General features: G+C 69.7%; 21 protein-coding genes. 6 read left to right on the top strand and 15 right to left on the bottom strand.

Annotated features, from left to right (window positions below; all coding sequences use genetic code 11):
• Nucleotides 1–18 precede the first annotated feature (18 nt).
• The 4 genes from KF837_28285 to KF837_28270 form a co-directional block, all read right to left on the bottom strand.
• On the bottom strand, nt 19–918 hold the full coding sequence (locus tag KF837_28285) for a hypothetical protein (protein ID MBX3231255.1): 900 nt from the start codon (nt 916–918) through the stop codon (nt 19–21).
• Nucleotides 919–926: 8 nt separating this feature from the next.
• Complete coding sequence (locus KF837_28280; GenBank protein ID MBX3231254.1) at nt 927–2372, bottom strand: VWA domain-containing protein; 1446 nt, start codon at nt 2370–2372, stop codon at nt 927–929.
• A gap of 57 nt (nt 2373–2429) precedes the next feature.
• Nucleotides 2430–3431: a hypothetical protein gene (locus KF837_28275; GenBank protein ID MBX3231253.1), complete on the bottom strand. Its 1002-nt coding sequence runs from the start codon at nt 3429–3431 to the stop codon at nt 2430–2432.
• Nucleotides 3432–3654: 223 nt separating this feature from the next.
• A complete protein-coding gene (locus tag KF837_28270; protein ID MBX3231252.1) occupies nt 3655–3981 on the bottom strand; it encodes an FKBP-type peptidyl-prolyl cis-trans isomerase in 327 nt (108 codons plus the stop codon).
• A 97-nt stretch (nt 3982–4078) separates the two neighbouring features.
• Between KF837_28270 and KF837_28265 the strand changes: the two genes are divergently transcribed.
• On the top strand, nt 4079–4936 hold the full coding sequence (locus tag KF837_28265) for a hypothetical protein (GenBank protein ID MBX3231251.1): 858 nt from the start codon (nt 4079–4081) through the stop codon (nt 4934–4936).
• Nucleotides 4937–5765: 829 nt separating this feature from the next.
• Here the strand turns inward: KF837_28265 and acnA are convergent.
• Genes acnA through fumC form a run of 4 tightly spaced genes read right to left on the bottom strand, consistent with a single transcriptional unit; the run spans nt 5766 to nt 10525 of the window.
• A complete protein-coding gene (gene acnA / locus KF837_28260) occupies nt 5766–8501 on the bottom strand; it encodes an aconitate hydratase AcnA (protein MBX3231250.1) in 2736 nt (911 codons plus the stop codon).
• Nucleotides 8502–8533: 32 nt separating this feature from the next.
• Nucleotides 8534–8851, bottom strand: a complete 318-nt coding sequence (locus KF837_28255) for a CcdB family protein (protein MBX3231249.1) — start codon at nt 8849–8851, stop codon at nt 8534–8536.
• 4 nt (nt 8852–8855) lie between these two features.
• Nucleotides 8856–9095 (bottom strand): type II toxin-antitoxin system CcdA family antitoxin, encoded by a 240-nt coding sequence (locus KF837_28250; GenBank protein ID MBX3231248.1) that lies wholly within the window; start codon nt 9093–9095, stop codon nt 8856–8858.
• Nucleotides 9096–9139: 44 nt separating this feature from the next.
• A complete protein-coding gene (gene fumC, locus KF837_28245; GenBank protein ID MBX3231247.1) occupies nt 9140–10525 on the bottom strand; it encodes a class II fumarate hydratase in 1386 nt (461 codons plus the stop codon).
• A gap of 60 nt (nt 10526–10585) precedes the next feature.
• Between fumC and KF837_28240 the strand changes: the two genes are divergently transcribed.
• Genes KF837_28240 through KF837_28230 form a run of 3 tightly spaced genes read left to right on the top strand, consistent with a single transcriptional unit; the run spans nt 10586 to nt 13613 of the window.
• The gene (locus KF837_28240; GenBank protein MBX3231246.1) at nt 10586–11164 is read left to right on the top strand and encodes a SurA N-terminal domain-containing protein; all 579 of its coding nucleotides are present in this window, start codon (nt 10586–10588) and stop codon (nt 11162–11164) included.
• Nucleotides 11161–12267 carry a hypothetical protein gene (locus KF837_28235; GenBank protein MBX3231245.1) on the top strand — a complete coding sequence of 369 codons (1107 nt, stop codon included), beginning with the start codon at nt 11161–11163 and terminating at the stop codon, nt 12265–12267. The genes KF837_28240 and KF837_28235 overlap by 4 nt, the downstream gene beginning before the upstream one ends.
• A complete protein-coding gene (locus KF837_28230) occupies nt 12267–13613 on the top strand; it encodes a TAXI family TRAP transporter solute-binding subunit (GenBank protein MBX3231244.1) in 1347 nt (448 codons plus the stop codon). Before KF837_28235 ends, KF837_28230 begins: the two co-directional genes overlap by 1 nt.
• 39 nt (nt 13614–13652) lie before the next feature.
• Here the strand turns inward: KF837_28230 and KF837_28225 are convergent, their stop codons facing one another.
• Nucleotides 13653–14072 (bottom strand): hypothetical protein, encoded by a 420-nt coding sequence (locus KF837_28225; protein MBX3231243.1) that lies wholly within the window; start codon nt 14070–14072, stop codon nt 13653–13655.
• Between the two features lie 251 nt (nt 14073–14323).
• On the opposite strand from KF837_28225, the gene tal reads away from it, so the two are divergent.
• A complete protein-coding gene (tal, locus tag KF837_28220; protein ID MBX3231242.1) occupies nt 14324–15292 on the top strand; it encodes a transaldolase in 969 nt (322 codons plus the stop codon).
• Nucleotides 15293–15313: 21 nt separating this feature from the next.
• On the opposite strand, the gene KF837_28215 is transcribed toward tal, so the two are convergent.
• The 5 genes from KF837_28215 to KF837_28195 all read right to left on the bottom strand — a co-directional run bounded on the left by KF837_28215 (nt 15314) and on the right by KF837_28195 (nt 20700).
• On the bottom strand, nt 15314–17530 hold the full coding sequence (locus tag KF837_28215) for a hypothetical protein (GenBank protein MBX3231241.1): 2217 nt from the start codon (nt 17528–17530) through the stop codon (nt 15314–15316).
• Between the two features lie 122 nt (nt 17531–17652).
• Nucleotides 17653–18510 (bottom strand): MBL fold metallo-hydrolase, encoded by an 858-nt coding sequence (locus KF837_28210; GenBank protein ID MBX3231240.1) that lies wholly within the window; start codon nt 18508–18510, stop codon nt 17653–17655.
• Between the two features lies 1 nt (nt 18511).
• On the bottom strand, nt 18512–19234 hold the full coding sequence (locus tag KF837_28205; protein ID MBX3231239.1) for a hypothetical protein: 723 nt from the start codon (nt 19232–19234) through the stop codon (nt 18512–18514).
• Nucleotides 19235–19248: 14 nt separating this feature from the next.
• Nucleotides 19249–20496 (bottom strand): DNA polymerase IV, encoded by a 1248-nt coding sequence (dinB, locus tag KF837_28200; GenBank protein ID MBX3231238.1) that lies wholly within the window; start codon nt 20494–20496, stop codon nt 19249–19251.
• A 6-nt stretch (nt 20497–20502) separates the two neighbouring features.
• On the bottom strand, nt 20503–20700 hold the full coding sequence (locus tag KF837_28195) for a hypothetical protein (GenBank protein ID MBX3231237.1): 198 nt from the start codon (nt 20698–20700) through the stop codon (nt 20503–20505).
• Nucleotides 20701–20795: 95 nt separating this feature from the next.
• Between KF837_28195 and KF837_28190 the strand changes: the two genes are divergently transcribed.
• On the top strand, nt 20796–21971 hold the full coding sequence (locus KF837_28190) for an alpha/beta hydrolase (protein MBX3231236.1): 1176 nt from the start codon (nt 20796–20798) through the stop codon (nt 21969–21971).
• Nucleotides 21972–21983: 12 nt separating this feature from the next.
• Here the strand turns inward: KF837_28190 and KF837_28185 are convergent, their stop codons facing one another.
• The gene (locus KF837_28185; GenBank protein ID MBX3231235.1) at nt 21984–22559 is read right to left on the bottom strand and encodes a hypothetical protein; all 576 of its coding nucleotides are present in this window, start codon (nt 22557–22559) and stop codon (nt 21984–21986) included.
• Between the last annotated feature and the right edge of the window lie 28 nt (nt 22560–22587).

The raw sequence follows: 22587 nt of genomic DNA, 5'->3' as shown, positions 1-22587 counted from the left end.
GCGCCGAGCATAACGCCGCTACGAGCCGCGGACTTCCACCAGCGCGCGGCTCACCTCTTCGAGGTTGTCGCCGAGCGACTCGACCGTCTTGAGCGCGGAGTCGTCGAGGCCGATGCGCGCGGCGGAGGCGGCGTCGACCGCGGTGTACGCCTTCGAGAGGACGGTCACGTGCTCGGCGATCTTCTGATCGAGCATCCCGAGCACCGACTCCGCGGCCGTCGGCGGCGGGGGCGGGCCCTCGAGCTCTGCGTTGGCGATACGCACGAGCATCGGCGGGCGCGTGCGCTCGAGGCGCATGCGCGCGTCGGCGAGCTTGAGGAGCGACTGCCACGTCGTCTTCACGCGCGCCGCGGTCGCGCGGTCGAGCGGGACCTCCGCCGACGAGCGACGGAGCTCGGCGCCGTTCGTGAACGAGGCCTTCACCGGGCCGGTGACCGAGGCAGCCGCGATGTCGAGCGCGTGCGCGACGGGATCGTCGGCCTCGACGAGGAGCGGCAGCGCCGCGAGCACGGCCGCGACGACGGCCGCGACGACGAGCACCGGCAGCGCAGCGGCGGTGTACGCGTGCGAGAGCGAGCCGGCGAGGGCGCCGCCGACGAGCGCGAGGAGGATGTGGACCGCGCGGCCGTTCTTGCTCCGAATGCGCGTCGTGCGCTCCGCGAACGCGGCGCCGACGAGGATCGCGCCCGCGGCCGCGGGCGACGCGGTCGCGAGCACGCCGTTCGCGAGGGCGCCGAGCGCGCCGGCTCCGATCGAGAGCGACCATCCGTACATGCCGGAGGTCGCGCTCGCGAGGACGGCGAGGAGCACGCCCATCCACACGAGCGCGACGGCGGAGGGGATCGCGCCGAAGCGCCCGGCGAGCGGAGCGAAGGCGAAGAGCGTGGCGGCCGCGACGATGAAGGCGATCTTCTTCATGGTGGTCCTCAGTACTTCGCCGCGCGGCGGAGGTTGCCCATGTCCTTCGCGGCGGCGGACTTCGCCATCGACTTGCCCGCCTCGCTCGACGGACGCACGTTCGCGAAGCCCTTCTTTTGCTCCTCGTACGCGCCGAGCTGCGCCTGGATCGCGGGCGCGGCGGCGGGCGGAGCCGCGGCCGCGGCGACCTTGAGCGCGCGCTCGTTCTCGGCGACGAGCGCGGTCGCGGTCGTCACGTCGCCGCGCGCGTACGCGCTCGCGGCCTCGAGCTGGCGCTTCGACGCGGTCACGCTCGTCGCGCTCGCGAACACGGCGCCGTCGCGACCGCGTTCGACCTCGTCCCGATCGTTCGTCGCGACGAGGGAGAGCTGCGGGATCGACGCGCGCGCGGTGTCGCCGCCGCCGACCTTGTTCCACGTCGCGCTCGCGGTGACCTCGCCGCTCGAGCCGTCGGACTCGAGCTCGAGGATCACGCGCTGCTCGTCGCCGGCGAAGAGCGCGCCGAGGCGGAGATCCACGCTGTCGCCGCTCACCGTCGCGTCGGCGCCCGTCGCGGAGACGAAGCGCATGCCGCGCGGGAGGTTCACCTGCACGCGCGCGTTCTCGATCGTGGTCGTCGCGCTCTCTTCGAGCTCGCGCTTGAGGAAGCCGGCGAGGCTCGCGCCTTCCTTGATGAACGCGAAGTTGCCGTGGCCGCTCTGTGCGACCGCGCCCATGTACGACTCGTCGAAGTCGTTGCCGATGCCGAGCGACGACACGGTGATGCCGCTCGAGAAGCTCCCGCGCGCGAGCGACTCGGCCTGCGCGCGCGTGCTGTCGAGGCCGTCGCTGACGAGGACGATGCGCTTCACGCGGCTCCGGCTCGCCTCGTCGAGGGTGCGGAGGCCGCTCCGGAGTCCCTCCGGGATGTTCGTGCCACCGTCGGCGCGGAGCTCGCGGATCTTGCTCGTGAGCGACGAGCGCACGCTGCCCACGCGCGCGAGGGGCTGCACGACCTCGGCGTTCGAGGAGTAGCGAACCATCGCGATCTCGTCCTCGTCGCGCATGTCGGCGAGGAGGCGGAGGACGGAGCGCTTCGCGTCCTCGATCTTTTCGCCCGACATCGAGCCCGACGTGTCGAGCACGACCGCGAGCGAGATCGGGGCGCGGACCTTCGCCTCACCGGTCTGATCGGCGACGAGCCGCACCTCGGCGTAGACGGGGGTGCTCGTGCCGGAGAGGACCTTCGTGTGGCTCAGGGCGAAGACGCCGTGGGCGCCCGGGCCCGAGAACGCGACCGAGCTCTTGCCGTTCGCGGTGAGGGGCAGAGTCTGGGAGTGCCCAAACGGATCCATCGGATGCGCCGACGAGGACGGCGCCTTGTAGAGGACGAGGCCGCCGGTCGCGAGGACGACGGAGGCGAGGGCGAAGGCGCGGCGAACCTTGGGCGAGCGAGTCAGGACCGAGAGCGACATGCCACGCCTAGACGCGGCCCATGCGCGTTCGATCTGGCGCGCTGAATATTTTCTCCGCTAGGGCTTCGTCGGCGCGTTCGTCGTCACGCCGGCGCCGAACCACTGGGCGACGCCCGCGTCGCTCGGCTCGGTCGTGACGAGCTTGCCCTTGCCGGTGACGAGGTCGATCTCGACGATGGCGCCGCGGTTGCTGAAGCCGTAGGCGGCGCCGGCCCACTGTCCGAGCCCCCAGAACTCCGCGAAGCCGGTGTCGTCGAGGACGGTCTTGATCTGCCCCGTCTTCGGATCGATCTCCGCGATCGAGTCGGGGACGCCGGCGTCGGTGCTGGGATCGAAGGGACGCACCGCGACGTAGGCCTTGTCGTTGCGGAGCATCGAGATGATGTCGCCCGAGGACTTGTACTTCATCGCCGCGCCCGGCGGGTTCAGCTGGCCGATGCGCGTCATGTTGCCGGTCTGGAGATCGATCCGGTAGTAGTCGGTCGCGAACTGCTCGCCGACGCCGGCGTCCGGGGCGACCTTGTAGCCGACGAGCGCCTCCTTCGTCGGATCGACGGTGCCCATCGGCACGAAGCCGAGCCCGTTTGGATAGAGGAAGTTCCCCTCCTCTTTTATGTAGGTGACCTTCGCGTCGATCGGATCGATCTTCACGAACCCGTTGTCGGTCGTGCCGTACATCGCGCTGTCCCTGTCGAGCGCGATGTCGAGGACGCGATCGGTCGTGCCGATCGTCGTCTGGTGGAGCCCCTGGAAGTCGGCGATCTTCTCGAGCTTCTTGTTGAGCGGATTGAAGAGGAAGAGCGCGCTCGCGCTGTGCGCGTAGACGCGGCCCGGCGGCTTGCCGCCGTCCGGCAGCTCCGGATCGCTCTCCGGCGGCTTCGGTGTCACCGTGATGTCATCATCGTCGTCGGGGCGCACCGTGTCGTCGTCGTCGTCGTCGGGCGCCGGCGTCGTCTTGAGCGGTCCCTTCTTGGCCTGCGGCGGATCGCACGCGATCACCGCCAACACCCCGACCGACGCCACGATCCCCAACGAAAGCAAGAAGCGAAAGCGTTCCATGGCTCCTTCCAGCGTACGCCGAAAGCATGGGCTTTCAACTCAACGTCGGGGGCTTCGCCCCCGACACCCCCACCCCAGACACGGCCCTCGCGCGGAGCGCGAGGGTTGCTTCGCAACCGCTTGCGCGGCCGCTTCTGGGGCCCCGGGCCTTTTGGGCTTCGCCCCCGAGCCCCAGACAGGGCCCTCGCGCTTGCGCGGCCGCTTCTGGGGCCCCGGGCCGGAATCAGCCTACTTGGAGGAGCTCGACTTCGAAGACTAGGGTGGAGTTCGGGGGGATGACCGGGGGGAAGCCGCGGGCGCCGTAGGCCATGTCGGATGGGATGGTGAGCTTGCGCATGCCGCCGACCTTCATGCCGGCGACGCCGACGTCCCAGCCCTTGATGACCATGCCTTTTCCGAGGGTGAACACGAAGCCCTCGCCGCGATCGCGCGAGCTGTCGAACTTCTTTCCGTCGGTGAGCGTGCCCACGTAGTGCACCGTCACCTTGTCGCCGTTCTTCGCCTCGGCGCCGGTCCCAACCTTCAGATCTTCGCTCTGCAGTTCAGCCATGGCGAAGCACTCTAGTGGAACTGGAACGCGCGTGACGATTCGATGGACGAGCCGGCTTCAGAGTGCACATGTCGGCCCGGATGCTACAGCCACCGACATGAAGCTTTCCTTCGTCAGCCTTGCCTTCGCCGTCTTCGCCGTCGCGTGCGCCGCGCCCACCGACGAGACCGAGTCCTCGACGCAAGACCTCGTGACGGTCAAGCCGCTCGGTGAGCTCACGCCGAGCGAGCTCGAGACCGCCGCGAAGAAGGACTTCGCCGACCGCCTCGCGCTCCTGACCGCGGCGCATCCCGACGTGCGCGCGCTCACGACGTCGAACATCGGCGACTTCGTCGAGCGCAGGATCCAGCACGACGGCTGGTCGACGAACGACGTCGATCACGCGTTCGCCGACACGTTCCGCGCGCTCCTTCGCTACAACGAGGCGACCGAGCTCGCGGTGAGCGAGCTCGCCGCGAAGTTCGCGGCGTGGCTGCCCACGCAGATCCCGGCCGCGACGCTCGCGTCGGGCAAGGTCGCCTGCGACGCCGCGCGCGATCGCGTCGTCGGCAGCGCCTGCGCCCGCGCCGAGCGCGCGAAGTCGATCGCCTCCGCGAAGAAGCCGCGCGGCATCGACATGGCGTCGTTCGTCGCGGACTGGAACGCGGAGGGACGCGACGGGGCGCGCATGACGAACCCGGTCGTCCTCGCAGGCGAGCCTTCGGTCGCCGAGGTGAAGCGCCTCGCGGGCGTGTCCGATTTCTGCCGCCAGCGCGGCTGGGGCAGCGAAGCGGTCGACGCGTTCCTCCAGCACCGCCCCGACTCCCTCACCCGCCACGCCGCCGCGCTCAAGGGCCCCGGCTTCGCGAAGCGCTGGTACTGGTCCTGCGGCAGCGACTCCTGGGGCGAGGAGGGCTTCGCGCTCCTCGACGAGCACAACCAACTCTGGACCTTCGGCAGCTACTCGAGCGAGTAGCGCTCAACTCCGCCCTCGTCCGAACGCCGTCGGTCGGTCGTGGCGCGCGTTCGCCGGAGCTCGAGCGGGCGCGAAGCGTGACGACGAAGCCGCGCGGTTCGGACGACAACGGGCATGGATCCGCGCCGGCGCGGATCGCTTGGCGTGCTCACGGCCGGGCGGATCGCTGGTGCTCGTGTCGGGGCGATCGCTGGTGCTCGTGTCGGGGCGGATCGCTTGGTGTGCTCGCGTCGGGCCGCGCGACGGCGGACACCGCGCTAGGTCCACGTCGCGGCGCGCTCGTCCGCACCTCGGGTTTCCGGGCGCTCCGCGACGAGACGCTCGCCTGCTCGAGCGAGCGCAGAAGCCGAACGCATGCGGACGGGCGCGAGCGAACGCGATGCCGGGAAGCCGGAAGGGCCGAGCGCGGCGCGAGCGAACGCGGACGGCGGAAGCCGAAGAGGGCGGAGCGCGCGCGGAACGCGAACGGCGAACGCATGCGGGACTGCGCGCAGGCGTTGTTGCGATGCGGGCGGCTACTGGCGTGGCGGGGGGCGGGGTTGTGGACGCGGGGATGGAGCGTTGGCTGGGGTGCGGGCGCGATGCGAAGCAGAAAGGCAGATCCTCGCGACGCCGCATACCGAAGGCGTTGCAGCGGACTGGAGCGTCGTGCGCGCCTAAGTAAAGAAGACACGTAGACGGCAAAGCACACGGTCCGACGTGATTGCAGCGCTCGGCGCGGTGGACCGACGTGATCGCGGCCGCGGCTGCGGCGCTCGATGTGGCCGCGGCGCTCGACGCAGCTGCGGCGCTCGACGGAGCCGCCGCGTGCTTGGGGCGGGGCGGGGCGTTAGGTCTGGGCGAGGAGTTGGCGGAGGACGTAGGGGAGGATGCCGCCGTGCTTGTAGTAGAGGATTTCCTGCGGGGTATCGATGCGGACGGTGGCTTTGATTTCCTTTACCGTGCCGTCTTTGGCGGTGGCCTTTACCGTGATCGTGCGGCCGGACTTCATGCCGGTCTCGAGGAGGTCGGGGAGGCCGACGACGTCGTAGACCTCCTCGCCCGTGAGGCCGAGGCTCGAGGCGTTTTCGCCGAGCGTGAACTGGAGGGGGAGGATGCCCATGCCGACGAGGTTCGAGCGGTGGATGCGCTCGTAGCTCTCGGCGAGGACCGCGCGTACGCCGAGGAGCTTCGGGCCCTTCGCCGCCCAGTCGCGCGAGCTGCCGGAGCCGTACTCCTTGCCCGCGATGACGAAGAGCGGGACGCCGTCGGCGATGTACTTCACCGACGCGTCGAAGATGCTCATCTGCTCGCCGCTCGGGAGGTGACGCGTGACGCCGCCCTCCGTGCCGGGCGCGAGCTGGTTCCGGAGGCGCACGTTCGCGAACGTGCCGCGCACCATCACCTCGTGGTTGCCGCGGCGGGAGCCGTACGAGTTGAAGTCGGACTTCTTCACGCCGTGCTCGATGAGGTACTTGCCCGCAGGGCCGTCGGCCTTGATCGAGCCCGCGGGGGAGATGTGATCGGTCGTGATGCTGTCGCCGAGCACCGCGAGGACGCGCGCGCCCGCGATCGGCTGGACCTCGCCCGGCTTCGAGGACATGCCGTCGAAGTAGGGCGGGTTCTTCACGTAGGTGCTGTCGTTCTCCCACTGATAGAGGTCGCCCTCCGGCACCACGAGCGACTGCCACTCCTTGTCGCCCGCGTACACGTCGGCGTAGACCTCGCGGAACATCTTCTCCGTGACGTGCTTCTCCACCACGTCGGAGACCTCGCGCTGCGTCGGCCAGATGTCCTTGAGGAAGACCGGCTCGCCGCCCTTCCCCTCGCCGAGCGGCTCGGTCGTTAGATCGATGTCGGCGCGGCCCGCGAGCGCGTACGCGACGACGAGCGGCGGCGACGCGAGGTAGTTCGCGCGCACCTCGGCGTGGACGCGGCCCTCGAAGTTGCGGTTGCCGGAGAGGACCGACGCGACGAAGAGATCGCCCTCGTCGATCGCCTTCGAGATCGGCGCGGGGAGCGGGCCCGAGTTGCCGATGCACGTCGTGCAGCCGTAGCCGACGACGTAGAAGCCGACCTTCTCGAGCTCGGGGAGGAGCCCCGCGTCCTTCAGGTACTCGGTGACGACCTTCGAGCCGGGGCCGATGCTTGGCTTGACCCACGGCTTCGATTTGAGGCCCTTCGCCGCCGCCTTCTTCGCGAGGAGGCCGGCCGCCATCAGCACCGACGGGTTCGAGGTGTTCGTGCAAGACGTGATCGCGGCGATGACGACGCTGCTGTCTTTGACGTTTTTGTCGGCTGCCACGTCGTCGCCGGCGGCGAGGAGGCTCTTCTTCTTCGGCGGCGGGTTCGCGCGGTACTTCTCGACCGCCGCCGTCATCGAGGCCTTCACGCCGGAGAGGTTCACGCGGTCCTGCGGGCGCGCGGGGCCGGCGAGCGAGGGCTCCACCGTCGCGAGGTCGAGCTCGAGGACGTGCGTGTACGTCGCCTCCGCGGTGCTCGCGTCCTGCCAGAGGCCCTGCTCCTTCGCGTACGACTCGACGAGGGCGACCTGGTGCTCGGAGCGGCCGCTGAACTTGAGGTAGCGGATCGTCTCCGCGTCGATCGGGAAGATGCCGCACGTCGCGCCGTACTCGGGCGCCATGTTCGCGATCGTCGCGCGGTCGGCGAGCGGGAGGTCGGCGAGGCCGGGGCCGAAGAACTCGACGAACTTCCCGACGACGCCGTACTTGCGGAGCATCTGCGTGATCGTGAGGACGAGGTCCGTCGCGGTCGTGCCCTCGTTCAGCTTGCCCTTGAGGCGGACGCCGATGCAGTGCGGGAGGAGCATGCTCACCGGCTGCCCCAGCATCGCGGCCTCGGCCTCGATGCCGCCGACGCCCCAGCCGAGCACGCCGACGCCGTTGATCATCGTCGTGTGCGAGTCGGTGCCGACGACGGTGTCGGGGTACGCGAGCGGCATCGCGCCGAGCTGCGCCGGCGACGCCATGACGACGCGCGCGAGGAACTCGAGGTTGACCTGGTGGACGATGCCGGTGTCGGGCGGCACCGCCTTGAAGTTCACGAACGCGTGCTGGCCCCACTTGAGGAAGCGGTAGCGCTCCTGGTTGCGCTCGAACTCGAGCTCCGCGTTCTTGCGGAAGGAGTCGGCGCTCCCGAAATCGTCGACCTGCACCGAGTGATCGATGACGAGCTCGACCGGCTGGAGCGGGTTGATCTTGCGCGGGTCGCCGCCGAGCCGCTTCATCGCGTCGCGCATCGCGGCGAGGTCGACGACGCAGGGGACGCCGGTGAAGTCCTGGAGGAGCACGCGGCTCGGCGTGAACGCGATCTCCTGCGTCGGCTCCGCCGTCGCCTTCCAGTTCGCGACCGCTTCGATGTGGCCTTCGGTGACCGACGCGCCGTCCTCGGTGCGGAGGAGGTTCTCGAGGAGGATCTTCATCGAGAACGGCAGCTTCGCGGCCGCGGGGTGCTTCTTGTAGACCGCGTCGAGGCGGTAGATCGAATACTGCTCCGCGCCGACCTTGAGGATCGCCTGACTACCGAAGGAATTCTTGGACATCGCCGCGGGACTATAGGGCTGCATGACGCCGCGCGGCAATCCTCAGCGATTGTCGACTAACCATAGGCGCGAGTGAGCAGCGTATCCAACGCATCGAGAATGCTGGAACCATGCTGCTCGAGCGAAGAGATGGGCTTCCCGAGAGCTTCCCGAGGGACCGAGACGATGTCGAGAGGATGCAACACGACGACATCCTTTCGAACTGTAAACGCGGGGTTGAGCCGAGCGCTCAGCGGCGCGCCGAAGACGGCTCGTTTGACGAGCGGCACGACGACGCGGCGCCGATAGGTGTCGAAGATCTTCGACTGCACGACGACGACGTACGGAACGGCCGCTTGCTTGCCTGGGTTACGGTGGACGTCGAACTGCGCCATCAGATCAGAGCGGAGAGAACTCGTCGGCGAGGGAGCCGTGCCGTGCGGTGAAGTCGTCCCATGCGGTCGCCGTGCGGCGTAGCTGCTCCCCCTCGGCGTTGTGCAACGCCTCGTTCTTGGCCACGAAATCGGCGAGCAGGGTCTCGACCTCGGCGGAGAGGTTGTCGGTGATTCGTCGTGCACGCGCGACGAGGGCTGCGTTCAGCGAGAGGTTGACCGAACGCTTGGCTCCGGTGAGGCGCATGGTATGCGCATGGTATGCGCATGCCATGCCGTCGGCAAGCGCCGCTACGGATGCGTCATCGTCTCGGGGCGAACGAGGTCGTCGAACTGGTCTGCGGTGACGAGGCCGAGGGAGAGGGCGGCCTCCTTCAGGGTGGTGCCGTCGGCGTGCGCCTTCTTCGCGATCTTCGCGGCGGCGGCGTAGCCGACGAGGGGGGCGAGCGCGGTCACGAGCATGAGCGAGCTCTCGAGGTGGCGCCGGATCGCGGGGAGGTTGGGCTCCATCCCCACGACGCAGTGATCGCGGAAGCTCTCGCACGCGTCGGCGAGGAGCTCCACGCTCTCGAGGACGTTGTGGACGATGACGGGCTTGAACACGTTGAGCTGGAGGTGCCCGCTCGCGCCGGCGATGCCGACCGTGACGTCGTTGCCCATGACCTGCGCGCACACCATCGTGAGCGCCTCGGCCTGGGTCGGGTTCACCTTCCCCGGCATGATCGAGCTGCCCGGCTCGTTCTCGGGGAGGAGGAGCTCGGCGAGGCCGGCGCGCGGACCGCTCGCGAGGAGGCGCACGTCGTTGCCGAGCTTCATGCCGGCGGTGGCGAGGAGGCGCAGCGCGGAGCTCGTCGCGACGAGCGCGTCGTGGCCGGCGAGCGCCGCGAACTTGTTCGGCGCGCTGCGGTAGGGCGCGCTCGTGAGCTCGGCGATCTTCGCCGCGACGCGCGGCGCGAAGTCGGGGTGCGCGTTGAGGCCGGTGCCGACCGCGGTGCCGCCGAGCGCGAGGTCGTAGAGGCCGTTCAGCGCGAGGCCGATCGCCTGCTCCGCCGCCGCGAGCTGCGCCGCCCATCCGCTCATCTCCTGCCCCACCGTGAGCGGCGTCGCGTCCATCATGTGCGTGCGCCCGATCTTCACGACGCCGGCGAAGCGGGCGGCGCGCTCCTCGATCGCGGCGCGGAGGCCGTCGAGCGCGGGGAGGAGGCGCGTCCGGATCCGCGTCGCGACCGCGACGTGCATCACGGTGGGGAACGCGTCGTTCGACGACTGCGACATGTTCACGTGGTCGTTCGGGTGGATCTCGATCTTGGTCGCCGCGTCGTCGAGCAGCATCGCGGCGCGGTGCGCGATGACCTCGTTCGCGTTCATGTTCGTCTGCGTCCCGCTCCCGGTCTGCCAGACGACGAGCGGGAAGTGATCGTCGAGCGCGCCGGAGATGACCTCGTCGGCGGCGCGCGCGATCGCGCCGGCGCGCTCGGCGTCGAGCTTGCCGAGGTCCTCGTTCACGAGCGCGGCCGCCTTCTTGACGATCCCGAACGCGTGGACGACGGCGGGGGCGAACCGTTGCCCTCCGATCGCGAAGTTGCGCCGCGAGCGCTCGGTCTGCGCCCCCCAGTACCGATCCGCCGGCACCTCGATCTCCCCCATCGTGTCGTGCTCCGTCCGCGTCGCCGTCATCCTTCCGTTCCTACCACTCTCGCGTGACAGCGCAGGTGGTCTCGAAGAAGATGCGGCACCGTGCTCCGCCGCATCGCCGTCCTCGCCGCCGTCCTCCTCGCACCGTCGCTCGCGCAGGCCGAGACGCCGGTGCTCCTCGATCGCATCGTCGCGCAGATCGACGCGTACACGATCTACCGCTCCGACGTCGTCGCGCGGACGCGGCCGCACGTCGCCCTCCTCGCGAAGCGGAACATGAGCAATCCGAAGCGCCACCTCGAGCTGGCGCGCCAGGTCCTCGACGAGATGATCGACGACAAGCTCGTCGAGAAGGACTGCGCGCGCGTCCACATCGGGGTCGAGAAGCACGAGATCGAGGCCGCGATCGACGAGATCGCCAGGAGCGCGAAGACGGATCGGGCCACGCTCTTCGCGTCGGTCCGCGCGCAGGGGTTCAGCGAGGAGACCTACCGCGCGGAGCTGCGGCGGCAGCTGATGGAGGCCAAGTGGACGAGCTTCGTCGTGCGTCCGCGCGTGCAGGCGCCGGTGACGGGGACGGAGGAGGAGAAGAAGGCGGCGGTGGAGGCGCTGCTCACGGAGGAGAAGAAGAAGCTGCTCCAGGAGCTCCGCGGCGAGTCGTTCATCGAGGTGCGGTGGTGAAGCGCGCGCTCGTCGCCGGCGCGGCGCTGCTCGTCGCCTGCTCGTCCAATCCGCCCAAATCGCCAGCATCGCCAAAGACGCGTGAAGGCACTACCGTCGTGACGAGCTGCCCCTCCGCCGCCCCGAAGCTCGCCGCCGAGGACCTCGAGCCCGCCGCGCCGCTGTCGCTCGCGATCGAGCGCGTGTGCACGTACGGCGCGAGCGACGCGAACCGCGCCGAGGTCGAGCGCGCGCTCACGTTCCGGATCGGCGCGCCGCTCGCGACGGAGGAGGTGCGCGCCTCGATCGAGGCGCTCGTCGCGACGAGGCTCTTCGACGACGTCGCGATCGGCGCGGAGAAGCGGGGCAACGGCGCGCTCGTGCACGTGGTCCTCACCGAGCGCCCGCGCGTCGAGGAGGTCGTCTACGACGGCGCGTCCGCCGCGCAGATGACGAGCCCGGTCGAGTACGACAAGCCGATTGACCGCTTCGTCCTCGCCGCCGCGGCCGACAAGATCGAGAGCGAGTACCACCTCCACGGGTACGGCGCGGCGAAGGTCACCTTCGTGACGGAGCCGACGAAGCCGGGCTTCGTGCGCGTGCGCTTCAAGGTCGTGGAGGGCACGCCGTGGAAGCTCGCGAAGATCTCGTTCCCGGGGACGACGAAGCTCTCCGAGGCGGAGCTCCGCGCGCTGAGCGGGCTCACGCCGGGGAGCGCGTGGAATCCCACCGCGCTGGCGCAGGCGGCGCAGCGGATCGTGAACGCCTACTACGATCGCGGCTACGTGAACGTGCGGATGGAGGAGCTCCAGCGCGACGTGGCGGCGGACGGCGCGGTCACGGTGACGTGGCCGGTGCAAGAGGGCGAGCGGTTCAGCGTCGGCAAGGTGAGCTTCAGCGGCGCGCCGGCGGACAAGCTCGAGGGTGAGCTCCGCGCGGCGATGAAGACGCGGACGAAGGCGGTCTTCGACCGGAGCATGTTGCAGGCGGACATCGCGCGCATCCGCGAGCTCTTCGCGAAGCGGGGGAAGAAGGTCGAGGTGAACCCGCTCACGAAGACGGATCAGAAGGCGAAGACGATCGAGATCGAGATCGAGCTGCGCGAGATCGAAGGAGGGAGCTGATGCCGGCCAAGGTCCCCACCGTGCCGCCGCCGCCGGTCCCGGCCGCGCCCCCGCCGCGGAGGCGCGGTCGCGTCGTCGCGATCGGGGTCCTGCTCGCGGTCGCCCTCGTGGCGGTCTTCCTCTTCATCCGCCGCGGACGAACGACGGAGCTCCGCATCGCGACGGGCCAGAAGGGCGGGACGTTCCTGCCGCTCGGCGTCGAGCTGGCGAGGAACGTGCAACGCGAGCACCCGAACGTCCGGCTGACGGTGATCGAGAGCAAGGGCTCTCCGTTCTCGATCGACATGCTCGAGAAGAAGGAGGTCGAGCTCGCGCTGGTGTCGAACAACAGCACGGGGCAGGAGCTCGAAGGGGAGCACGTGCGCCTCATCGCGCCGCTCTACCCGGAGACGCTCCAGGTCGTCGTCCGCGCGGGCGCGAACATCGCGACGCCGGGCGACCTCGCGAACAAGCGCGTCGCGATCGGCCCCGCCGCGAGCGGCACCGAGCAGATCGCGTGGCAGGTGCTCGAACATTTCAAGATCGACAAGACACGCATCACCGCGCTGAACATGCCGCCGCTCGACGCCGCGACGCAGCTCGAGAAGGGCGAGATCGACGCGGTGTTCGTCGTCGCCGGCCTGCGCGCGCCGGTGGTGGAGCGCATGCTCGCGCGGCCGGAGCTCTCCCTCCTCTCGCTCGGTCCGCCGGACAAGGTCGGCGGGCCGATCGACGGCATCCACGTCGACGCGCCGTACCTCCTCTCCGCCGTCGTCCCGGAGCGGACCTACGGCGACAAACCGGTCGAGCCGGTCGGCACCGTCAGCGTGCGCGCGCTCCTCGTCGTGCGCGAGGACCTCGACGACGACCTCGTCTACGACCTCACGCAGAGCCTCTTCGCGAACAAGCTGCGGCTCGCGCAGAAGGAGAAGCTCCTCGCGCAGCTCAGCGAGAAGTTCGATCCGGCGGAGGCGCCGTACCCGGTCCACCCCGGCGCCGATCGCTACCTCCGGCGCAACGAGCCCTCGGTCTTCGAGCAGAACGCGGAGTATTTCAGCTTCCTCCTCGCGGTCGCGGGCATCGGCTGGTCGGGCGTCACCGCGCTCCACGCGTGGCGGAAGCGCTCGCAGAAGGGGCGCATCGAGCTGTACTTCGCGAACCTCGCCGAGCTCACGAAGAGCGCGCGCGCGGCGACGACGACGACGGAGCTCGAGGAGCTCCTGCGCGCGTTGAACGAGACGGAGGCCAAGGCCCTCGGCGAGCTCGCCTCGGAGCGCCTCGAGGCGAACGAGGCGTTCCGCGTGCTGCAGGAGGGCCTCCGCGCGATCGAGGACGACCTGCTCCGCCAGCTGCGGGCGCGCGCGTAGTCGCGGGGGGTGGGGGGCGCGCGGGTCGCGGCGCGGGGGCTACTTCGCGCCGAGGGCGGTGGGGATGCGGCGCATCGCGGAGCGCACGGCGGCGTGGGCGACGCGCTTCGCGGCCTCGTCGGAGGTGGTGCCCGCGGCGTGGGCGCCGGCCTCGATGATCGCGATCATCGCGCCGGTCTTCGCGTCGCGCAGGATCGCGTTCGCGGTGCACGCGACGGCGTCGCCGGCGGCGGCGCGCGCGACGGAGAAGGAGACCACGTAGCGGCGCTTGAGCTTCGAGGTGTCGATCTGCCGGATCTCGCCTTCGGCGGTGTCCCGGAGCGACGCGACGTCCGCGCTCGCCGCGTCGGCTGCGACTTCGCCGACGGCGATGGGCGCCGGCGACTCCGTCGCCCCCGCGAGGCTCGTGGTCGTCGTGGCGGCCAGGGCAGTGAGAGCAACGAGGAGAGGGCGCGTCATGCTCACGAAGACAGCAACCCGCGCGCCGTCGGGCCAAGTAATGGCCGGAAAACGTGGCGCTTTCGTAAGCACCGCTAGAAGTCCATCGATGTGCGCGCGTGCGCCCTCCGCGCGCAAGCGCCGGGGACGATGCCGGGGACGATGCCAAAAGCACCATGTGACGCTTTCTCTCTCGTCTGCGGGGGTCCGGGGGCGGCGAGCGCGAGAGGGGCGGAGCCCCGCTCGAACAAGACTGTGGTAAGCCAAAGGTCATGAACCTCCTCGAGCAGCTCAAGGGCATGACCGTGGTCGTCGCGGACACGGGCGACTTCAACTCCGTCGAGAAGTTCAAGCCGCGCGACGCGACGACGAACCCGTCGCTCATCACCGCCGCAGCGGGGATGGAGGCGTACGCGAAGATCGTCGACGAGGGCCTCACGTGGGCGAAGAAGGAGACGCGCGGCTCGGTCGAGGACGTCGCGAAGGCGGCGGTCGATCGCCTCGCGGTGGAGTTCGGCGCGCGCATCCTGAAGATCATCCCGGGCCGAGTCTCGACCGAGGTCGACGCGCGCCTCAGCTACGACAAGGCGGCGTCGATCGAGAAGGCGCACCACATCATCGCTGCGTACGAGAAGCTCGGCGTGGGCCGCGAGCGCATCCTCATCAAGCTCGCGTCGACGTGGGAGGGCATCCAGGCGGCTTCGCTACTCGAGAAGGAGGGCATCCACTGCAACCTGACCCTCCTCTTCGGCATGCATCAGGCGGTGGCGTGCGCGGAGGCGAAGGTCACGCTCATCTCACCGTTCGTGGGCCGCATCCTCGACTGGTACAAGAAGTCGACCGGCAAGACGGAGTACGCGCCGGCGGAGGATCCCGGCGTCATCAGCGTCACGGGCATCTACGAGTACTACAAGCACCACGGCTACAAGACCGAGGTGATGGGCGCGAGCTTCCGCAACATGGGCGAGATCACGGAGCTCGCCGGCTGCGATCTCCTCACGATCTCCCCTGCGCTCCTAGGCGAGCTCGAGGCCGCGACGGGCGACCTCCCGCGCAAGCTCGATCCCGAAAAGGCCAAGGCGAAGGCCGTCCCGAAGATCGAGATGAACGAGCAGATCTTCCGCGAGATGCACGACAAAGATCAGATGGCCAAGGACAAGCTCTCCGAAGGCATCGAAGGCTTCACCAAGGCCATCGTCGATCTCGAAAAGAAGCTCGCCGAACGCATCAAGACGAGCTGACGCGCTCGGCGCGCCTCGCGCTCAGGGCGCGCCGATGATGAGGTCGCCCGGCAGGTCGGCGCAGAGGGTCGTCGGCTCGGCGGGCGGCGCCGGCTGGGGCGACGTCAGCGACACGGTGATCCGGCCGCTGCCGACGCCCGTGACGACGCCGTTCGTGTCGCCGCGCGGAGCGCTGCCGGTGGGGATGTTGGTCGAGATCGACCCGCTCGTGGTCAAGGTGTAGTGGGCGGTCTGATTGCCGTTGTTGCGCAGGATGAACGCGCGCGACTCGGCCGGCACCGTCGGCGGGTTACCGAGCGGCTGGGGCATCACGGTGGGCGAGAAGACGAGGATCGCCCCCTTCGCCGTCTGCCGGAGCTCGTAGTTCTTCGTCGCGTCGACCGGGCTCTTGATCGTCATCGTGTCGCCGAAGCCGTTGTCCGTCGTGCCGATCAGCGGGCGCGCCGGCATCGGCTTCGGCTCCACCGTGATGACGTACTCGGCGCCGGCCGCGATCGGGATGTCCTGACCGAGCGTGAGCGGCGTACCGTTGTTCTTCAGGATGTACGGGGAGTTCTCGCCCTTCACCAGGTCGGGGGCGAACGTCGTCGCGACCACGCTCTTCAGCGTCACGGTCTGCGGCGGAGCCGTCGTCCCGCAGAGGACCTCGCCGAACTGGAGCGCGGGAGGCGTCAGCGTGATCGACGTGCCTGCGTTCGTCCGCGACGTTACGTTGTAGCGCGCGGGGAGATCGGCGCAGAGGGCGGCCGTCGCGCTCGTCGTCACGCTCAGCTCGAGCGCTCCTTCGATCGTCGTGCTGTACGTCGGGGGCGCCTTCGTGTTGAGCACGAGCGCCGTCGCTCCGATATTGGCGTTGCCGTTCACCGTCGTCTGGTTGCCGATCCCGAACGTGCCGTCGGGTCCGCTGAACGGCTGGCCGTTCGGGTTGACCAGCTTGATCTGATACGGGATCTGCACGTTGCCCGTGTTGCTGAGCGAGAAGTTCGTCTGGGCGATCGCGTTGATGTCGGTGCCCGTGACCGTGATGCCGCCGGCGGGCGTGAACGCGAGGATCGCCCCCTTCGCGCCCATCCGCACGGGGATCGTCTTCGGCGTGTCGCCGGGGACGTTCGTCGTGATGCGGAGGTTGTCTCCGTAGAAATTCGCCGTTATCGGAGAAACAGGGGGAATCGGCTTCGGCACGACCCGCAGCTTGTAGGTCGAGGCGGGAGGGATCTCGATCTCGGCGCCCTGGACGATCGGGGTGTCGGCCGCGTCCGCGAGCGAGAACGCGGACGCGCCGCCCTTGTCGAGCGACGCCGTGAAGGTCATCGCGATCGTGCTCGAGATCGTGAGGTCTTGCGGCGGCGCCGTCGTCCCGCAGTTGACGTCGCCGAAGTCGAGCGCGCCCGGCGTGAGGCCGACGCCGGTCGTCCCCGTCCCGGTGACCGCCGCGCTGAACGGCGGAGCCTTGCAGTGCACGGCGGACGGGTTGAACGAGATCGCGAGCGTGTCCGGCGCATCGCCGGCGGTGAGCGGCGCGAACTCGATGAGGCGCGACTCGGCCACGCCGGGCTTGAGCGGCACCGGCGTGCTCGGCGCGTTCCCGACCGTGTAGACCGGCGTGCCGACCGCGAGCGTCGCCGTCACCTCCATGTTGCCGGCGTTCGTGAGGTTGATCGGGAGCGACTTCTTCTCGCCGACCTTGACCGAGCCGAGCGCGTAGCTGTTCGCCGCCATCGAGACGATCGCGCCGCGCGCGGTCTGGTGGAGGCGGATCTGCGTCGGCGTCCCGCGGCCGGGGTAGCGGATCTCGAGCGTGCCGGCGAAGAGGTCCGTCGTCACTTCAGCCTCCTGCGGGATCGCGGCCGGAACGATCTGGAGCGTCGCCTGGCCGCGCGCGGGGATGCCGCCCTTGTCTGGGGTTACGGTGTACGCGGTCTTTCCGACCACGATCTCGGCCTGGTAGTTCACGACGTCGTTGAGCGTGTTCTGGAGGATGATCGACTTCGAGCTCGCTTGACCGCCGCAGTCCGTGAAGCCGTTCTCGCCGAAGGTGAGGCCGGCCTGTAGGTCGACGTCGAGGATGGTGACCGCGCCGCCGCCGCCGACGACGTCCGGCGGGCCCGAGTCGACCGGGTCTTCACCCGCCGCGGGCGGGAGCTCGCCGCCGCCGCAGTGGACGAGCGCCGCGACCGTCGCGAGGGTGACGAGTGCCTGAAGGCACGGGACGAGCCGACGATGGTGGCCACGATTCATAAGGCGCCTCCGCAAGAAAAACCGGACCTCCTCGCGGGAGAACCGGCGTGTGAAGAGGCTAAACGATTGCGGCAAGAAGGCGCAAGTCGACGCCAAGGTCTTGGGTCAGGTGGGCTCGTGGCTCAGGTGGGCGCGAGGCGGGCGCGGGGCTCGGCGATGCCGTACTTCCCCTTCGCGTCCTTCTCGATGCGCGCCGCGGCGACGGTCGGATCGTGCGTGAAGAACGCCCAGCCGTCGTCGGCGACGATGCGGTCGAGGAGCGCCTTCTTCTCGTCGATGAGCAGCTCCGGATAGCGGTCATAGCCCATCGTGATCGGGAGGTGGACCCACGGGGCGCCGGGGACGAGGTCGCCGAGGAACGTGACCGGGCCCTCGCTCCAGCCCTCCACCCGCGTCAGCATCAGGCCCGGCGTGTGGCCCTCCGAGATCGTGAACGAGTACGCGTCGCCGAGCGTCGCGCTGCGCTCGCCCTCCACGATCTCGAGGCGGCCGGTGCCTTCGAGGAGGCCTTGCAGCTCCGGAATGAACGACGCGCGGTCGCGCGAGTGCGGCGACCGCGCGCGCTCCCAACCCCGCTTGCTCACGACGTACGACGCCTTCGGGAACACGAGCGCGGGCGCCTTGCCTTCTTCCCACGCGGTGAGGAGGCCGCCCGCGTGATCGAAATGGAGATGCGAGAGGACGATGACGTCCACGTCGTCCGGACGCAGGCCCGCCTTCGCGAGCGACTCGACGAGGACGTGGCGGTCCTCCTGCACCCCGAAGCGCTCCCGCATCTTCGGCTCGAAGAACGCGCCGATCCCCGCCTCGAGGAGGACGTTGCGTCGAGGCTCCTTCACCAGCAGCGCGCGGCACGCGAGCGTGATGCGGTGACGATCGTCGGGCGGCGCCCACTTCTCCCAGACCGGGCGCGGGCAGTTGCCGAACATCGCGCCGCCGTCGAGGCGCTGCGTGTTCCCTTCGAGCGAGACGAGCTCCATGTCAGTAGCAGCCGACCTGACCGCCGCGGATGGCGCACTTCTCCCGGCTCTTGCACTTGTCCTCGATCTCGAACTTCTTGTTCTTGCAGCGGAGGATCGCCTTCTCGTCGACCGCGCAGGAGTAGTGGTCTTCCTTCTCGCAGACGTCCCCCTGCGCCGCGATCGAGTCGTCGCACTCGACCTTGAAGCCCGCCTCTTTCGTCCCGCTGACCTTGCAGCCCTTCGCGCCCTTGCACTGGCTCGCCGGGACGAAGACGCCCTTCCGGCACGCGAGCGCGGTCTTCTTGTCGATCGAGCACGCGTAGTCCTCCTCCTCTCCGCAGGAGTCCCCTTCCTTCGCGATGCTGTTGTCGCAGATGACCTTCTTGTTCTCCATCGAGCACGCGCGATCGCCGAGGCAGCTCTGCACCAGCGTCCAGTGGTTCTTCGTGCACTGGAGCATGCCCCTCTTGTCGCCAGTGCAGACGTGGTCGTCGTTCAGGTTGCAGACGTCCTTGTCCTCCGCGACGGACTGATCGCAGATGTGCTCGCCGGTCGCCTTCGAGCAGCCGTCCGGCCCCTTGCACGCGAGCTCCTCCCACTTGCCGTCGTGGCAGGCGAGCGCCTTCTTGTCGTCGACGCAGGTCTCCTTCGTCTCGACCTTGCAGCTCCCGCCCACCTTCGGCTTGCAGGCGAAGACGCTCGTCGAGACGAGCACCGCAATGAGGAGCACCTGCCGCTTCATCGTCCGACCTCATACTAGTCGCGCCGACCGCGCCGCGACCAGCTTCCTTTCTTCTCCAGATCGCCCTCCGGCGCCGTCCGCGGCGTCGTGTCCTCGAGGAGCGTGGCGAACGTCAACGGGGCCTCGACGCTCCCGAACCGCTCTTTCGCGCGGAGGAGCACGCTCTGGAGCTCGCGACGTCTGTGCTCGCGTTCGTCGCGGAAGAGCGCCTTCTGTTCGGGCTCGGCGGAGCGGAGGTCCTGCGCCTGGACGCCGGTGAGCCGGATGCGCGCGCCGTCCAGCGGGAACCGGGCGAGGAGCTCGAGGCAGGCCTCGTGGATCGAGGTCGCGTCGTTCGCGGGCGAGTCGAGCGTCTTCCGCCGCGTGACGAGCGTGAAGTCGTGGTGCTTGAGCTTCACGACGACGGCGCCGGCGGCGAGGGCGTTCTCGGTGAGGCGCTCCGCGCAGCGCGACGCGTGGGCGAGGAGCGTCCGCGCGATCTCCTCCCGCGTCGTGAGGTCGTGCTCGTACGTGCACTCGGCGCCGATCGACTTCGCGTCGCGATCGGGGACGACCGCGCGGAGGTCGTGGCCGCGGGCGAGCTGGCGGATCTCGATCCCCCATTGACCGATCGCGCGCTCGAGCGCGATCGGATCGGCCTTCGCGATGTCGCCGAGCGTCTCGTAGCCGAGCGCGCGCAGCGTGGGCGCGGTCTTCGGCCCGACGCCCCACATCCGCTCGATCGGCAGCGGCGCGAGGAACGCGGCGACGTCGGCGGGCACCACCGTGAGGCCGTCCGGCTTCTTCATGTCGCTCGCGATCTTCGCGACGAACTTCGACTCCGCGACGCCGGCCGAGCAGGTGAGGCCTCCGGTGACGTCGCGCACGTCGGCGCGGATGCGCTTCGCGATCGCCTCGCCGTCGCCGAACAAGCTCCGGCTCGCGGTCACGTCGAGGAACGCTTCGTCGATCGAGAGGCCCTCGACGAGCGGGGTGTAGCGGTGGAACACGTCGAAGACCTGGTTCGAGACCTCGGCGTAGCGATCGCCGCGCGGCGGCACGACGAGGAGCTTCGGGCAGCGCCGCAGCGCCTCCGCCATCGGCATCGCCGAGCGCACGCCGAAGACGCGCGCCTCGTACGAAGCGGCCGCGACGACCCCGCGCCGCGCCGGACCGCCGACGACGACGGCCTTGCCCCGCAGCGTCGGATCGTCGAGCACCTCCACCGACGCGAAGAACGCGTCCATGTCGACGTGGAGGATCTGCCGCCGCGCGTCGAGCATGACACGTCAGCGCGGCTTCGCGATCTTCTGGACGAGGCTCGTCCCGAGGTCGCCCCCGCAGGCGACCGGCGGAGCGCCGGTGTCGGCCGGTGTGGCAGCGTCGGGTGTGGCCACCTCGGGTGTGCCGGCGTCGGCCGGGGACACCTCCGTGTCGAACGGCCGAGCGCAGCCGAGGAGCACGACGACTGCGCAGGACCCTCGCATCGCGTGACAAAGAATTACAACCTTTCACGCGCCGGAGACGGGGTTTTCCGGGCGACGGGCGTCGATCGGCGCGGAGGCCTACGATGACGAGCGCGATGCCGGACGTGGACACGATGGGGGGGACCGAGAAGGGCGCGCGGTCGATGAAGGTGGAGGCGCGGTGGCGCCGTGCGCGCGTCGTCGTGTTCGTGCTCGCCGTCCTCGGCGTGCTCGGGTTCCGCCCCGCGTCGCAACACGCGCGCGCCGCGTCGCTCCTCATGACGTTCTCCGACAAGGACGCGAAGCCGGCCGTCACCGACGAGCGCACCACGTTCGATCGCGACGGCGATCGCATCGACGCGCGTCTCTATCGTCCCGCCGGCGTCACGAACCCGCCCGGCGTCGTGCTCGTGCACGGCGTGAACCACTTCGGGATCGACGACGTGCGCCTCGAGCGCTTCGCCCGCGCGGTCGCGTCGGCGGGGGTGCTCGTGATGACGCCGGCCGTGAGCGAGCTCTCCGACTACCACGTCGCGCCCCGCTCGATCGACACCGTCGGCGCCGCGGTGATGGACCTGCAGCAGCGCGTCGGCGGTCCCGGCGCAGAGGTCGGCCTCATGGGCATGAGCTTCGGCGGCGGCATCTCGCTCCTCGCCGCCGCCGACGAGCGGTTCTCGCATCGCGTCTCGTTCGTCGTCGCGGTCGGCGCGCACGACGACCTGGGCCGCGTCTCGCGCTTCTTCGTCACCGACGAGATCACGAAGCCGAACGGCGAGCAGAGCAAACTCGAGGCGCACGGCTACGGGATGATGATCCTCGTCTACACACACGTGGAGGACTTCTTCCCCGCCGACGACGTCGCCGCGGCGCGCGAGGCGCTCCGGCTCTGGATCTGGGAGAAGCGCGACGACGCGCGGAAGACGGCGGAGGCGCTCTCGCCCGCGTCGAAGGACAAGTTCGAGCGCCTCGTCGGCGACGGCGCGGAGGTGCTGCGCCCGGAGATGCTCGCGCTCATCGACCGCCACGGCGCGGACATGGCCGCGGTGTCGCCGCACGGCCGCCTCGGCTCGATCCGCGCGAACGTGTACCTCCTCCACGGCGAGGGCGACACCGTCATCCCGGCGAGCGAGACCGCGTGGCTCGCGGAGGACGTGCCGCCGGCGCGGCTCAAGTCGTCGCTCATCACCCCCGCGCTCGAGCACGTCGACCTCAAGAACCCGAGCGCCGCCGACCAGTGGGCGCTCGTCCACTTCATGGGTCAGGTCATCGCGGAGGCCGACGCGCAGAAGTGAGCTTCGGGCGCTTCATGGCGCGATCACCACCGGCTTGCCATACGACTTGAGCTCCGCGCGCGCCTGGCCGACCGGGGCGCTCACGACGAGGAGGACCATCCCGACGCCGGGGCAATACGTCGTCTCGTAGCGCTTGCCCGGCGGGAGCGCGCCGCCGTCCTCGACCGTGCGGACGCAGCCCATGTACCTGCCGGCGGGCACCTCGGCCGTCGCGTCGACCGCGGCGATCTTCACGACGCCGCCGTGCTCCCCCGACCACGACGCCCCGACGTCGAGCGGCGCCTTGAGGATGTAGACGCCATGATCGTACGTGACGCCGTCGGCGGCGTAGACGAAGCGGTTCGTCTTGTTCGAGAGCTGGAGCTCGCCGTGTTTGTCGTCGGTGCGCTTCACCTTCGCGACCAGCATCCCCGTCTCGTCGCCGTCCTTCGTGACGTAGTGGTAGAGGTTGCCGTCCTCGAGCGGGAAGAGCTGCTCCACCGCCGAGCCGCTCGCCGCCTTCGTCGCGGGGGCGGCCGCCGGCGGCACCTCGCCGCTGCACGCGACGAGGAGCACGAGGCCAATCGTCGAGGGCGCGCGCGAGGTCATTCCCGGGAGCGTACCAACGCTCGCCTTC

This window comes from Labilithrix sp. (genome assembly GCA_019637155.1).
Classification (GTDB): domain Bacteria; phylum Myxococcota_A; class Polyangia; order Polyangiales; family Polyangiaceae; genus Labilithrix.
This window is presented reverse-complemented; position numbering and strand designations above follow the sequence as displayed.